General features: G+C 68.0%; 11 protein-coding genes. 4 read left to right on the forward strand and 7 right to left on the reverse strand.

All coding sequences use genetic code 11. The features are described 5' to 3' along the window. Positions 1–5 precede the first annotated feature (5 nt). Positions 6–383 (forward strand): response regulator, encoded by a 378-nt coding sequence (locus WME82_RS04480; protein WP_438041811.1) that lies wholly within the window; start codon positions 6–8, stop codon positions 381–383. 328 nt (positions 384–711) lie between these two features. Beyond that, positions 712–2640 carry an ATP-dependent nuclease gene (locus WME82_RS04485; protein ID WP_438041812.1) on the forward strand — a complete coding sequence of 643 codons (1929 nt, stop codon included), beginning with the start codon at positions 712–714 and terminating at the stop codon, positions 2638–2640. Positions 2641–3389: 749 nt separating this feature from the next. Here the strand turns inward: WME82_RS04485 and WME82_RS04490 are convergent. The 6 genes from WME82_RS04490 to WME82_RS04515 form a co-directional block, all read right to left on the reverse strand. Then, positions 3390–4892: a carotenoid oxygenase family protein gene (locus WME82_RS04490; protein WP_438041813.1), complete on the reverse strand. Its 1503-nt coding sequence runs from the start codon at positions 4890–4892 to the stop codon at positions 3390–3392. A 112-nt stretch (positions 4893–5004) separates the two neighbouring features. Next, a complete protein-coding gene (locus WME82_RS04495) occupies positions 5005–5739 on the reverse strand; it encodes a hypothetical protein (RefSeq protein ID WP_437865921.1) in 735 nt (244 codons plus the stop codon). 243 nt (positions 5740–5982) lie between these two features. Continuing rightward, positions 5983–7908 carry a glycosyl hydrolase gene (locus tag WME82_RS04500; protein ID WP_438041814.1) on the reverse strand — a complete coding sequence of 642 codons (1926 nt, stop codon included), beginning with the start codon at positions 7906–7908 and terminating at the stop codon, positions 5983–5985. A 501-nt stretch (positions 7909–8409) separates the two neighbouring features. Next, complete coding sequence (locus WME82_RS04505) at positions 8410–8766, reverse strand: hypothetical protein (protein ID WP_437744303.1); 357 nt, start codon at positions 8764–8766, stop codon at positions 8410–8412. A gap of 97 nt (positions 8767–8863) precedes the next feature. Beyond that, positions 8864–9112, reverse strand: coding sequence for a hypothetical protein (locus WME82_RS04510; RefSeq protein ID WP_437865931.1), 249 nt, complete (start codon positions 9110–9112; stop codon positions 8864–8866). Positions 9113–9763: 651 nt separating this feature from the next. Continuing rightward, on the reverse strand, positions 9764–10537 hold the full coding sequence (locus WME82_RS04515; protein ID WP_437865940.1) for an acyl-CoA desaturase: 774 nt from the start codon (positions 10535–10537) through the stop codon (positions 9764–9766). Positions 10538–11092: 555 nt separating this feature from the next. Between WME82_RS04515 and WME82_RS04520 the strand changes: the two genes are divergently transcribed. Both WME82_RS04520 and WME82_RS04525 read left to right on the forward strand, forming a co-directional pair. After that, a complete protein-coding gene (locus WME82_RS04520; protein WP_437865948.1) occupies positions 11093–11902 on the forward strand; it encodes a transglutaminase-like domain-containing protein in 810 nt (269 codons plus the stop codon). Between the two features lie 292 nt (positions 11903–12194). Beyond that, positions 12195–13544, forward strand: coding sequence for an MBL fold metallo-hydrolase (locus WME82_RS04525; RefSeq protein ID WP_438041815.1), 1350 nt, complete (start codon positions 12195–12197; stop codon positions 13542–13544). 76 nt (positions 13545–13620) lie between these two features. Here the strand turns inward: WME82_RS04525 and WME82_RS04530 are convergent, their stop codons facing one another. After that, entirely contained in the window at positions 13621–14799 is a 1179-nt protein-coding gene (locus WME82_RS04530; protein ID WP_438041816.1) for a hypothetical protein, read from the reverse strand. Between the last annotated feature and the right edge of the window lie 53 nt (positions 14800–14852).

Here is a 14852-nt window from a genome sequence, read left to right on the forward strand (position 1 = left end):
GTCACATGGCCAAGAAAATTCTTCTCGTCGAGGATTCGAGTACGGTCCGCCAGCAGGTCGGCATTCTCCTGTCGGGGGCGGGCTATGGCACGCTGGAAGCGGACAACGGCCGAGATGCGGTGGCCGCGGTCGCCGCCCACAAGGATGGGCTAGCCATGATCATCGCGGACGTGAACATGCCCGTGATGAACGGGATCGAGATGATCCAGAGCCTGCGGGACAAGGGGCTCGCGTCGGGCGTCCCGATCCTGATGCTCACCACCGAGGGGCAGCCGGAGCTCATCGAGAAGGCCCGGAAGGCCGGCGCGAAGGGCTGGATCATCAAGCCGTTCAAGCCGGACCTGTTGCTCGCCGCGGTGAAGAAGCTCGCCGGCGAGCCCTGAAGCTGCGGCCGCGCGAGCGGCGGGCATCCCTGCGACATCGGCCCGACCGAGGGGCGTCGCTCCCCGGTACTACGGAAAATCGGCGGCTGCCGCAGGTGCTCCACGGATCTACCCTGCGGCGCTGGACAGCGCTCGGTGGTTGCGGCGCAGCGCTGATCTGTGTGATCCTCTGTGCGGGAGGTCACTGGAGGCGCCCGAATAGGCAGACCTGGTCCACCGGCTTCGGTTGACCTGTCGACTCGTCGTTGGGCGGGCAGGAGCACGATCGATAGTGTGCGCAACCATAATTCGGAAGCCTCTCCCACGAAACGATTATTAGGAGTCGACTATGACCCTTACAATCGACATCTCTGTCAATTTGCCCAATCTATTTGGTGGGCAACATCAGAATTTGATGATCGTAGACGGCTTAACGACATTCGTTGGCCCGAATGGGTCTGGAAAGACTCAAGTGCTCCACGTGTTGCGCGACGAGCTCGTTCGGCATTCTGCCGGAAAGAATGTTCGATACCTGTCTCCCGGACGGCTCGCCACCATCGAACACGTTCGTTCGGATCTCGACGGCCACCGAGGAGGAAGGGCAGAATTTAATCCCACCTATATCGGGCAAAAGCAACACCTGCGTAGACGCCACGCTGCCTCAGGCATTGCCGGTGATGTTCTGGCACTCCATGAACGACCTGACCTCCGCATCAAAGTCGAGGCACGACTTCAGGCGCTGTTTCGTCGTAGAATCGACCTTGAGTGGACGCAAGCGGGACTCCAGGTGGACTTCACGAGGACAGACAACGATAGTTCGTACTATGCTAGCCAAGAGGCGAGTGGCTTGCTGCATTTGGTTTCGATCTTGGCCGCCGCATTCGACGATGGCGTCGGCGCGTTGCTACTTGACGAGCCCGAAGTGTCGCTGCACCCGCAGCTTCAAGCATACGTCCTTCGCGAGCTTCGCGGCGTGGCAGGGGATCCCGCTCTGCCTGGGCAAAAGCTAGTAGTAATATCGTCCCATTCTCCAGCAATGCTCCAGGCTCGTCGGCCCGAGCATTTGACGAGCATGGTCTTCTTTCAGGACTCAACCGCACCGTGGAGGCAAATTCCCGCCGCCACGCCGGAGCTCCGCTCGAAATCGATCGCGGGACTTCTTGCTCGAATGGGAGAGTCTCACCGTGCCGCCTTCTTCGCGCGACTGTTGCTCCTCGTGGAAGGACCGAGTGATGAGATCATTGCTAATGCGCTGGCAGCGCGGCTGGAGCTTCCTCTCGACGCATCAGGCACGCAGATCGTACCCGTTATCGGTAAGGGTGAAATGGGGTCGGTACGAAAGCTCTTTCGTCTGACAGGGAAGACATGCGCCGTGTTGGCTGACCTCGATGCATTTGTCGACGACGGCAAGCTCACGGGAGAGTTTTACGACCATCCCGAAATCGAACAAACGCTTCAGACCCGTGGCCACCGAGATCTTCGGAGCTTCTCCACCGCTGTTCGCGACGACTTGAAGAAAACACTGGCAGCGAACTATGGTGATCTCGGCCCCGCCGTCGAGCGACATCCGTACTGGATCAATCGAGAGCCCCAGGCGTCGCCTGAGAGCGCGCGCTATAGAGCCGGCACAGCGACACTCCTTAGCATGAACGACGAAACGGTTGCATCGCTTCCAAACTCCCCTCAGTGGTTGTCCTTACGCATGCGCATCGTGGCACTCCTAGATGCCCTTGAACTTGGTGGCTGTTTTATCCTCCGGCGTGGGGCCCTTGAGAGTTACTCGCTATCGACGTCCGCGTCAGACATCCGCGGCAAGCCGGAAGCTGCTGTCGCCGAAGCTGAGCGCATTGAGACGGAGCCTGAATTGCGCGTTCGCCAGGAGTTCAGTGATATCATCCGCGCAATCGAGTATTCTGCGCCCCGGCCACGTGTGGACGAGGCCGCGCAACTCCGGCAGATACTGCTGGCGGCCTTAGCTCCGTGTCTTGATAATACCACTAAGACAACCACAAATATCGAATTAAACCAACGGGTTCGCAACTTTGTCAAGGATCGAGCGGCACTCCTTGCAGTTGAGAATCTCACGACAACCGGACCGGCACGTCTGCGTGTCTCCCTCAATTCGACGATCCTAGATGCGCAGAGGTTTCCCATCGAGGTAACGCGCGAAAATCTCTACGCCGTACTGGACGCAGCCCTTCCGTCTGGGACGTCGGGCGTAGTAACTCAGGTGCAACAGGAAAGGACTTCTAACGGCTCCACGGGACGAACCGCGTGAATCGACAATGCCGCCCAACCCGGCGCTGAACCTGACGGCGCTTCGCGCTGCGGGTTGCCGTCACGTCATCCGGACGAGAGTGAGCGACGGCGTCCGCCGCAGGGGCGCGCCCCCGAAGGAGGAAGACGTGGCGAGGACGAACGCGTCGAACCGCGACCGTCGGCGAGTTGCTCGACCGCCGGCACATCGACCTCACCGATCGCGGTTTGCGACGCACCCCCATCACCACGACGGGTCCTGGGCAGTGGGCCGTTGCCTAAACATCCCGGGAGCGCGAGCGCTTTGGCTCGCTGACGCCGTGGCGCTCGTCAAGCGCGTGCGAGCATCCGCCACGCGCGGCGCGCGCGAGAGCCTCTAGCTCTACTGCGGGAAGTCGGTCTGGAAAGCGAACCGCCATGACGCTAAAGGCGCCAAGGAACAAGGGAAATCGGAGGGGAGATGCCGGGGCGACCCTTTTCCTCTCCTCTTGGCGGCCTTGGCAGCCTTTCTGCTGCTCTGGAGCAACTTCCCGCAGTAGTGCTAGTACTACAGCCGTACTTGCGGCCCATCCGCGGCTGTAGGCGGGCGGACGGACAGGGATTTCTCGACGATTTTGATGCCTACAGCCGCACCTCGGACCAAGTACGGCTGTAGTACTAGCTCCGCGTCTCACCGCGGTCTCGACGCCCGACGAGCCTCTCGCTCGGCGCGGCGCCACCTCCTCTCCCTGCCTGACGGCGATGCGCCAGCCGGGGCGGAAGCAGCGGCTTTCAATCCGCGCGGGGCAGGAACGCCCCGTGGAAGGTCTGGGGCGAGGCGTGGGGCAGGTGGACCCGCGCCGCTGGCCCATCGTCCAGGTGCGCGGCGTCCCAGACGTGGATGGCGCTCTTCCCGGCCTTCGCGTCGGTGACCAGGGCGAGCACATGGCCGTCCCCCTCGGGAGCGCCGGGCGCGCGCGGCACGAAGACCGGCTCCGAGGGGCGCTCGTGGTGTGCGACGCGCGCCAGGGTGATCGCGCCCGTGTCGACGTCGACGCGCGCGATGCCGTTTCCGTGCGGGTCGTCGGCCCGCCCCTTCGTGGCGAGGAAGACGACGCCGTGCCGCTCCCCCTCGACCCGCGGGTCGGCGCGCGGGTATTCGCCGACGACGCCGCCGAGGTCCTCCACGAGGAGCTGCTCGCGGCTCGGGCGCACGCGGTGGCGCACGAGGACGCCTCCCTCGACGGCGGCGAGCTCGGGCCGATCCGGGTCCTTGCCGATCGCGCCGAGCGTGGCGAGCGTTCTGTGGCGGACGAGGTCGACGACGATGTCCTCGCCGTCGTCGTAGGCGTTCGCGAAATGCCACTGGAAGAACGCGTCGACGCCGAAGCGGCGCACGCGGGAGACGTCGTCGATGTCGACGACGATCACCTCCGTGCCCCGGCGGGGCTCGAAGCGCACCCAGGACTCGAAGCCTCCCCACTGGAGCATCGCGCGCCCCACCCGGATCATCGCGGGCGAGACGAAGAACACGAGGTGCCGGTGGGTGGCGCAGAAGTCGTGGAGCATCACCGGCGCCGAGAGCGGCACCGCGCCGAGCGAGCGCGCGCGCCCGTCGTCGTCGATCGCGTAGAGGTCGAGCTGGGTCCTGCGCCCGTAGCGGACGCCGAAGTTGTAGCTCGTCTTCCTGGCGGCCACCCGGTGCGGGTGGGCCGAGAAGGTGGAACCCACGGCGCCGCCGAGATCGCTCTCGCCGAGCGTGTCGAGCGTCGCGGGATCGAGCTCCGTCGGCCTGCCGGCCTCCATGAGCGCGAACAGCCGGCCGCCGGCGAGGAAGGCGCTCGTGTTCGCGACGTTCTTGCCCTTCTTGCCCTTGCCCTTGCCCTGCAGCGCGTGGAGCACCCGCTTCGGCCAGGGCAGGGTCGAGCCGTAGAGCCGCCGCCCGGCCGCGAGCTCCTCCACCAGGCCGCGGCTGCGCACGAGGCGGTGCGCGCCCTCCGCTCGGCCGCTCGACAGCCGCACCGCGAGCACCCCGCCGTCGGCCTCGAAGGCGTGCGGCACGCGGACGCCGAAGAGGGTCGCGCGGGCCGGGCCCACGCGAAAGAGCGTGCCCTCGAGGCCTTCGGGCAGCGTCCCCTCGATCGCGAGCGGCGCGAACCCGTACTCGGCTTCGAGGTCGATCGGGTGATCGAAGGCGCGCGCTCCGCGAGCGGCGTCCGTGGAGGCGCCCCCCGCGCCGGCGAAGGCGGCGTCGAGGGCGGCGTCGAAGTCGGGGGCGGACAGGGCGATGGACATGGGACCTCCGTGCGGCCGATGTGATCGTCGATCGCATCGGGGTCGTGATGACGCAATCATCAACTGCATTGGCGGGCCTCGAAGCGGCCGCCGGCGGCGGCGCCGGCCCTCGTCAGTGCAGCCTGTCCTTCGCCTCGGCGAGCTCCTCGTTGATCCGGTCAACGAACGCGTCGAGGGTCATCGGGCCCTTGCTCGCGGCGGCGGCGGCCTCGATGGCCTGCGACGCGAGCGAGGTGAGGCGCTCGACGTAGGCGAGCTGGCCCTCGAGCTTCTCGTAGTCCCCGTCGACGAAGTACCCGCTGTCGTCCTTCACGTCGAGCTCGGGCGCATAGCGCTGCTTCACGTACCGCAGGATGGCGCACACGGCGACGTGGACCTTGGGGCCGGCGAACTGCGTCTTCGTCCAGTTGTAGCGGCTCCCCTCCTTGAAGAACTCGACCCCCGGCGCCTCTGGCAGGCTGGGGACGCTGACGCTGACGCGCGGCCCTCCGCCGCGCCCCGCCTTCTCCTGCGCTGCGCGGGTGAGGTTGCGCGTGATGGCCGCGGACTCTGCCAGCGCCTGACGCATCATGTCCGCCATCTTCGAGTCGCTGAGCAGCGCGTGGTACGTGTGGTTGATGAAGGTGCCTTCACCGTCGAAGTGAAAGTGGAGAGGCTCGCATTCGCGGTGGGGATAGAGCGTGATCCCCTCGAGACCCGAGCACGTCACGCGCCGATCGGCGATGAGCTCCTTCATGGTCTTGCTGGGCCAGCCGGCGGCCGCGGCCTTGGCGGCGAGATCCGCGACGAGCTCGGGGACGACGATCGGGTCGCGGAGCTTGCCCGAGTACGCGATGGAGATGCCCATGGTGCCTCCTGAACGATCTCCCCTTACTCCAGCGCCGTCGTCGAGGCCAGCGCGCGCCAGGGAGGGAGCCCTCGGCCGCGGCGACGATGACAGTGAAAGAGCCGCCGGAGCTCCCTCGCTCCGGCGGCTCTGCGCCGCCTGGAACCGCCTGAACCTCGACACCTGACCGCGAGGCCTGGGGCTCGACGCAGCTTTCACGTCTAGAGCGGATGTCCGCGTTCCGCTCCTCGCCTCCTCGCCGGGCTACTGGCAGGCTGTCGCGCCGAAGCAGACCGCCGGATCGTCCGCGAAGCGACGGAAGTTGTCCGCCTCCGGGTGGCCCGGGAAGGGAACGTAGTAGTAGACGGCCTTGTTGTCGAAGTCGCTGCCGTCGTAGTAGGTCTGCCACGTCAGCGCGTAAGCGACGCCGGCGCTCTTGGCGAGATCGAGGAGGTGGGTGTTGTACCAGTCCTCGGTGAGCGCGCCCTGCCCCGCGTCCGGAAACAGGCTCGTCACCTCGGCGGAAGAGAGCGCGACGGCGCCCGCCGAGCTGAGGCCGTAGTTGGCCAGGAACTCGGTCCGCAGGCTCTCATCGAACAGGGTGTCGTGCCACTTGCTCACGTGGTCTGCCGGGTAGAGCGTGAGCGACGCGCCCGCCGCGAGCTTGCTGACCCGGTGGAGGAGGTGCAGCCGGTAGGTGCCCGTCTCGGTGAGCGCGTGAGGCTTGCCCTTGGCCGCGCCGATCGCCGCGACGGCGCTCGCCATCGCCTTCATGTCCTCGAGGTCTGCCGACGACGCCGCGCGCTCGTACGGGTAATAGAGATCGATGCCGAGGATGTCGATGAGGTCGTCGCCAGGGTACGCCTCGAGGTAGTACTCCTCCAGCAGCGCGGACGGCGGCTGGCCGTCGTTCTCGAGCGCTGCGATCGCCTCCTGGGGCGGGCTCTCGTACGCCGCGCCCAGCTCGGTGAGCTCCTCGACGAGGCGGGCCCGGAGCATGTCGCGAGAGAGGCTCTCTGGATCCCTGACCTTCGCCTCGGCGGGCGTCACCGAGCTGTCGCTCAGCTTTCGCACCTTGTCCGTCGAGTACGCGAAGATCACGTTCTCCATCCCCGGCTCGCTCCGGACGGCCTCGGCGAACGTGCGGTACGCGGCGCTGTAGGCGGCGGGGCCGGTGACGGCCTGATCGTCGTCGAGCAGGGCCTGGCAGTTCCAGTAGGGCTGACCCCACCAGAACCATCCGCCGGTGTGCTCGTGGAACGGACGGAGGACGATCGGCTTGCCGTCGAGCCCGTGCTCGCGGAAGAACTGGGCCACGTACTTCGCGTGGGCGACGAGCCAGTCGCGCGCCGAGATCCCGGCGTGGGTCCCCTGCTCGATCGGCACGTCGTTGGCGATCTTGCAGATGCACTTCAGGTTCTCCGGGATGTCCGCGCTGGAGCCGAGTGATCGCGAATAGTACGTCTCGGCGTAGAACGGGGTACCTCCGCCCTGGGCGTGAATCGGGACGCTCTGTCCGTCGACCGAGAGGGTGGCGAGCGGCGTCTCGATGGCGTCCGCGAAGTCCGACGTGCTGATGTCGTAGTTGCACGGGGGCGTGTGCCAGTCGAAGGCCACCATCCCGCCCGGCTGCTCCAGCATGTACGCCGCGGCGTCCGCGGTGACGTCGCGGCGATTCCAGGGGACGGGATCGAAGACCATCGCGTCGAGGGAGATGCCGAGCAACCCGGGGTTCTCTCCCACGGTGGCGCCGGCGTCCGACGACCAGCCCCGCTCGCCGCGGCTGGCGGCGCCCGCCATGCTCGAGAACCAGTCGTTGGTCGACACGAACTGCTTGGTGCCCGGATCGTAGAGCCCCCACGTGATGGCGTTCTCGTAACCGAACCGGAACTTGCCGGCTCGAGACGACGTCCAGAGGTCCTCGAGGAGGTCGCCCCTCGGCGTGTCCGGAAACTCCGGCGTGTCTCCCGGCGCGCCTCCCGTGCCCGACGACGTGCTCGACGACGCGCCTCCCGAGGTGCCTCCCGAGGCGCTTGACGACGCGCCTCCCGAGGAGCCCGACGAGGTGCCTCCCGAGGAGCCCGACGAGGTACCTCCCGGCGGCGTGTCCTCGTCCGACGACCCGCAGGCGGCCGTCAAGCACAGGAGGAATGCGGCATAAACGCGTGGACTGAGCGGGACAAGATTCATGGATTCTCCCCTGCGAACGGTGCCAGTGACGAGGCGACACTAAAGCGTGTTAATCGGTTCAGTGTCAACGGCCATCTCACCAGGGGAGAGGTGCGCCGCACCGGGCTTCGCGCCGATTTCACCCCGAGCGCCCCTCGGCGCGATGCTGCGGTGCGTCACCTGGCAGCTGGCTCACCGCGAGCGCATCGCGGCAGGTTCGGCCGGCTGCCGCCGGCGCGCCCTGTCCCGGAGCCCTGCCGGGACAGGTTCTTAACCGGTTCTTCGTTGATGGGGTTGCATCCAGCGAGCGCGCTTGAGCGCATGGCCTCGGCGGCCGAGGTGGCGACCCATCCATGCGTCGCGGCGGAAGCGGTTTCTACCGCCCGCCACCCGCAGCTGGCCCGTGGCGAGCACCACGCCGGACAGCCGGACCCGCGCGCTCCTTCGTCCTCGTTCGCCTACCAGGCGGCCGGATCACCGCGCCGCCGCGGCGCGTCCGCCGTGGACCGGCGATGGCACCGCTCACACGCTGCCGCTCACCTTCGCTGTACGGGTATTCCCGTCGAGCGACGACTCGATGGTGTACAACGCTCCCTGGTAGGAGATGCTCCCGTCCTCACTCATGTTTCCGCCGCGCAACACGTTGGCGGCGCTCTCGTACAGAAGGAAGGAGGAGTGACCGGTGGGCACCGCGCTGGACAGCGTCCAGGTGCCCTCCGCGCCGCCCGATTCGATCACGAGGTGCTGCCGAGCGCCCGACGGGTCGATGAGCACGCCGAGCGTCGAGCCGCTTCGGTCGCGCGCCGTGGCGCGGAAGTGGAGATGGGCAGCGGTGGAGAGCAACAGGGAGGAGGCGACTGGCTTCTGGGGGATGGACATGGCGGTGATGAACAGCTCCGTTGATGGACCTTGCAAGTTCCCGTGCGACGCGTCGTTCCGGGGCTGCCCGGCGGCCGAGCTCTCGCGGAGCCGGCGATCACGGGCCTGCGCCGGCGAGCGCGCTCGTCGGCTGCCAGGAGAGCCCGTCGTACCTCCGGGGAGAGCCCGAACGGTCGAGCCGCTTGAACGTCTCGCCCGCCTTGAGGTGCCGCTGCCTGTCGCGATCGAATGGACCGCGCTGCTCGCTCGCCGGCTCGTACATGGCATCGCTCTTCCCATGCACCTGGAAACGCCAGCAGAGCCTTTGTTCCACACCGTCCACGACCCGCGACAACAACACTTTCATGGCCTATAGCTCTCTGCGCTCAGCGCGCGTGCTCGCGAGGAGGAAGCAACGGACGCGGCGGGATCGGCGAGCGCGGCCTTCCCGTCCGTACCTCGCCCAGGGCGCGCGCTTCCCTGACGTCGGCCTCGACCTCCGCCACCATCCAAGCCCTCGTCCTGCCCCGAGAGCGGCGACGGGCCTCCGGCGGAGCGGAGCGCGAACAGCGCGCTCGGGAGGAAGCGAGGCCACGATCGGAGGTCTTCCCGGAGCGCGCGCAGGACGGTCGGCGTCCGCTCGACGCGCGACGGCGAGATCGACACGAGGCCGTCGCCCGGCCTCGCGCTGCTCGGCGCGGCGGTGATGCTGGGCGTAAACACGTGGATCATCTCGACGTTCTCCCGAAGGCGGAAAGCACGCAAGGCGCGTGCATCCCGGGGCTGTACATGAACTGCCTCGAACGTCGCTTGACGGCCGTGCTTGCCGCTCCAGGACCGACGGCCCAGACGGCATCGCCGACAACTGCGCTGCGTGTGCGCAAACGATGTATAGCAGAAAGGACGGCCGCTGCACCACGTTTATCGGCGGAGCACACACCGATTTCACCGGCACGATGCTTTTTCGCGGCGCGGCGCCCCGGGCCTCATGAGAGATGTCTCTTCCAGGGAGGGGAGCTCAACCCTCGGCACCCGTGGTCCCGGTGTCCAACCGGGCGACCTGGCGCCTGCCGGCCATCTGGAGGATGCCCATCCAGGCGATCACGCGGATGACCTGGTAGGCCGGGTCGATCTCGAACCAGCGCACCGCGAAAGTCGGGCTCTGCGGGTACTTGTGGTGGTTGTTCTGGAAGAGCTCGCCGAGCGTCACGAGGTCGAGGGCGAGCGTGTTGCGCGAGTCGTCGTCGCTGTTGAAGTTGCGGTAACCGTAGCGGTGGCCGCACCAGTTCACGATGGCGCCGTGGAGCGGGCCCATCGTCCAGTGGAGCGGGACAAACAGGAACTGCCACCATTGCGTGGCGAAGGCGATGTAGAAGAGCGCGTAGCCCGTCCCCCACGCGAGGCGGCTGGCCCACGAGTTGCCGATGCGGTCGAGCGCGCGCCACTCGGGGTAGCCGCCCAGAAAGCGCGGCTCCACCTCCGCCGTGCCGTCGCAGATGGCGTCGTAGCGCTTCGCGGTCGACAGCATCATGGAGACTGGCTCCGCGTAGTAGCGTGGCGAGTGCGGGTCCTTCGGGGTGTCGCTGTACGCGTGGTGCATGCGGTGCAAAATCGCATACGCCCGGGGCACAAGGTACGAGGAGCCCTGCGTGACGTAGGTGAGGAGATGGAAGATCCGTTCCCAGCGCTTCGACATCGTGAACATCCGATGCGAGGCGTACCGGTGCAGGAAGAAGGTCTGGAAAAATACCGATAGCGTCGAATGGGCGATCAGGATGGCGACGAATTCCATGGCTCGCTTGTACACCCAGGTTGGGCCCACATGCGGTCAGCTCACGGTCACGATTCGCGAGGTCCGTTGCCGCGTCGCTCGTGCGAGCGCGTTCTTATGCCACGCGATTTCGTCCGTGGAGGCGAGTCCGTAACGGGCGAGTTCATCGACCGGAAACAATGCTGTGCTGACAGGCGCCGCGTCGCTCCAGGTATAGCGCATCACGGCATCACGCAAGCGACGTCGCACGCCGCCTTATCACGACGAGCCGAACGTTGAGACCGTCAGCGGCGGCGGATCGTTCTTGACATACATGGGCGCTGCGTACAGAATGTTTCAGTAAACCATTCGAGCGTGTGCCGAAGAATTCGTCGCGCTCGGGGTCCAGGGGCTCGCAGCGGCGTCGCGCGGTGCGGGCTCATCGAGCTTGACGTGGGATAGCTCGTCCGAGCGCTCCATCGCGGCGGGGAGCTGGCGCGGCCGGCCGTCGCGCGGCGGCTCGTGCGCCGCAGGAACAGGGTGCCTCGCTGCGTCCTGCTCGTGACTGGAGCCGCGCGATCACATCGAGGTGCACGCATGCAGATCCGCGTAGGATACGAGCTGCTCTATGAATTCCCACGACCGACGCCGGTGATCCTGACGCTGAGCGTCCACTACTCGCGTGCATCGGATCTGGTGCGGCCCGATCACATGCTCACCAGCCCGTCGATCCCGGTCCGAGCTTACCGGGATGCCTTCGGCAACTGGTGTAGCCGTATCGTCGCGCCGGCGGGTCAGCTGAAGATCTCCTCCGACGCGGTGGTGAACGACACGGGCGCGCCGGACCGGGTCGTGACATCGGCCGAGCAACACCCCGTCGATGCGCTGCCAGAGGAGACGCTGGTGTTCTTGCTGGGCAGCCGGTACTGCGAGACGGATCGCCTGTCGGAGGCGGCGTGGGACCTGTTCGGCCAGTCGCCCACCGGCTGGGGTCGCGTGCAGGCCGTCTGCGACTTCGTTCATCGGCACATCGCCTTCGGATACGAGTTTGCGAGCCCTACCAAGACGGCGGAGGAGGTGTTCAACGATCGGAGAGGCGTCTGCAGAGATTATGCGCACCTCGCGATCGCGCTCTGCCGTTGCCTGAACGTTCCGGCTCGTTACTGCACCGGCTACCTGGGCGACATCGGCGTACCTCCTCCCCACGGGACGATGGACTTCTCCGGCTGGTTCGAGGCCTATCTCGGTGGCGAGTGGCATACGTTCGATGCGCGCAACAACGTGCCTCGCATCGGGCGCGTGCTGATCGCCCGCGGGCGCGATGCCGCCGACGTGGCGATCACCACGACCTTCGGCGAGAACACGTTGCGGAGCTTCCGCGTCTGGACGGATGAGGTTGTGGGCTAGCTCCGCCCGGGGCAGCCTCGCGCGGTGGCCGCGCTCATGGGGGCGGTGAGGGTGCTCGTCGTGAGCTCGCTCGAAGGCGCCGCAGCGCTGCCTTCTTCGACCGCCGCCGGAGCGATGTGACGGCGCTGCACCGCCGCGAATGTCGTCGATGCAGGAGACGGTGGTGTGCAACTTGGACGATCGGGTGGTGTGGTGATGGCATCATGGCATTGGGCCGCCTCGGTGCGTCCGGCCGCTCGAGGCGAGTCGGCGCACATGCCTGCTCTCGGTCAACGTGGTAGTCTGCGCGCCTATGGACAACGCGCAGGGCGACGGTGCCGATGAAGGAGACTGGGGACGACTTCACGTCACGCGCGCCTGCTGTGGTGCAGGCGTTTGCAGGAACTTCGCTCCAGAGCTCCTGGGCGAGGTCGCGCCCGCGCACTGGGAAGCCATGGACGGCGACGTCGGGCGCCGCGGCCCCGCGGTGCTCGCGGGCACCTATGATGAAGGGGCCTTCACCGGCATCCTGCGCCAGCCCCGGAGCCGGGCCGACCTCGAGGCGGCGCGCTCGGCGGTCGCCGCCTGTCCGGTCAACGCCTTGCGCCTCCGATCGTCGTCGCCATGCCGCGCGCGGCCCGGCGCGCTCGGCGCCCCGTTCCGCGCCTGGCCGCGCCGCATCGAAGAGGACGTCTGGGCCCTCGGCCATCCCGCGCGCGAGAACGCGGGCGCGACGGCCTACTTCATCGAGCGCCCCGGCGGCGGCGTGCTCGTCGACCTGCCGAGCCCGACCGAGGCCGTCTTCCGTTTCCTCGAAGAGCGCGGCGGCGTGCGGTGGATCTTCCTCACCCACCGTGACCACACCGCGCACCACGCCGAGTTCGCGGCGCGCTTCCCCGGGTGTCGCCGCGTCCTCGGCGCCGCGGACGTGAACCCGCGCGCCGACGGGCGCAATCCGGCCACCTCCGATGTGGAGATCAAGCTCAGCGACCGCCTCGAGCCCATGACCCTCGACGGCTCGCCGCTCGCCGACGGCGACCTCGCCGGCGCCGAGCTCGCCGTGCTCTCGCAGCCCGGCCACACCGCGGGCTCGATGTGCCTGCTGTACCGGGGCCGCTTCCTGTTCACCGGCGACCACCTCGCCTACTCGCGCCGCATCGGTCAGATCGTGGCGTTCCGGCTCCAGTGCTGGAACGACTGGGAGCGTCAGATCCGCTCCGTGCGCCGCCTGGTCGCGCTGGCGGGCGCTGGCCACCTCCGCTTCGCGTGGCTCCTGCCCGGCCATGGCGAATGGCGCCGCCTCGAAGGCGACGGCGGCGCTCGCGCGACGGCCGTCGAGCTCGGGCGTGCGCTCGCCTGGATGGAGCGGCAGGCGCCTGGCCACGTCCCTTTCTTCCGGTTCATCCCCTGGTTGCAGAGCCGCTCGTATCCCGGCACCCGCCTCGCGCGCGCGGTGCACGCGATCGGCGGCGATGGCCCCGGGAGCGAGGCCTGGGTGCTGCCGCGCGCCGCCCGGCCGTACCTGCCCGATTACCGGCCGGAGAAGGTCGCCGCCGCGTGGCTGCGGCTCTCCCTTGTCGCGGCCACGGCGCTCGGCGCCGCGGCGGCCGCCGCGCGGCTCGCCGCGCGCGCGGCGGGGGCGGTCGCGAAGAGGAGGGCGTGAAGCGGCCTCGAGGGGCGCCCGGCGCTCCGGTCTTCGCAGGGCCGGGGCGGGAGCGCCGCCGCGCCGGGCCGCTCGATCAACCGGTCGCGCTGCCTCGGTCGTCCTGTCGCAGCAGATACGCTGTCTCGGGGTTCTCCCGGCGCCAGATCACGTTGTCCATGAAATAGTGGTGGATGTTCACGAACACGAAGACGGCTGCGAAGTACGGTGTCGGTCCCAGGTCGGACATCGCTTCGCCGTCGCTCGAGCTCAGCACCAGCGCGCCGTGCGCGCCGTCGAAGAGCGCGGGCGCGCCGCGGAACACGACCCACCCGAGGCCGACGGCGGTCGCCGCCAGGATCCCGAGGCGCAGGCCGGTCGGCCGCCCGAACAGCGGCGGGCCCTCGGCGTCGCGCGCCTCGTTCCGCTTCATGAGCCAGACGAAATACAGATACTGAACGGAGTGGAGCGCCGGGATCACGTACACCATGAGCCGGTCGAGGCTCGAGTAGACCGTCCAGAGCCAGATCGTGATGAGGAAACCGGCCAGCGGCGCGAGCGGCGGCAGGCGCCGCTCCATTCGCCACCTGCGCGCGATCACCCAGAGCAGCGCGAGCGCGCTGAGCCCGAACGCGAGCCCGGTGACGGGCTCGAGCGCCGGCGGGTGCCCGAGCGACGTGTAGACCACGCCTTTCTCCTCGACCTCTCTACCTGGATCCGCCGGGCTCGCCCACGCGTACGCCCAGGCCGCGAAGCAGTGCGCGAGGATCACCTTGCGCTCCAGGGGGCCGAACCGGAACCCACGCCGCGCCGAGAGCACCGTCAGGACGCCGAAGCCCTGCTTCACGTAGTGCCAGCCCACCAGGAGGAACATGAGCTGGATCATGAAGCCCATGGACCGCGCGGAGCCGGTCGAGAGCGCCCCGATCGCCCACGCGAGCAGCGCGACCGGGACCAGGAGGCCGGCCAGGATGTAGCGGGCTCGCTGCGCCGGGGCGAACGCGCCGCCGAACGCGCGGCGCCTCGCGTCCTTGTAGAACAGCAGGTACGTCACCGCGAAGTGAGGATCGTTGATCACGGACGCGGCGTGGAACGTCAGGAAGCCGATCGCGAGCTCCGCCGCGTCGAGCCCGACGGCCCTGCGGGCGAGCCACGCGAGCGGGAAGAGCACGAGCGTCGCGCCCCCGACGAGCAGGAACTCGGTGAGGTGGGCGCGCAACGCGGCTCGACGCGGCGTCGCGACCGGGACTGGCAGCGTCGCGCCCGCGCTGGTCATGCGCCGAAGCTACCACACAGGGGCGCCCGTACGGCGCGCACGCCGCGCGCTCG

The organism is Sorangium sp. So ce128, assembly GCF_051525245.1.
GTDB classification, from domain to species: domain Bacteria; phylum Myxococcota_A; class Polyangia; order Polyangiales; family Polyangiaceae; genus Sorangium; species Sorangium cellulosum_B.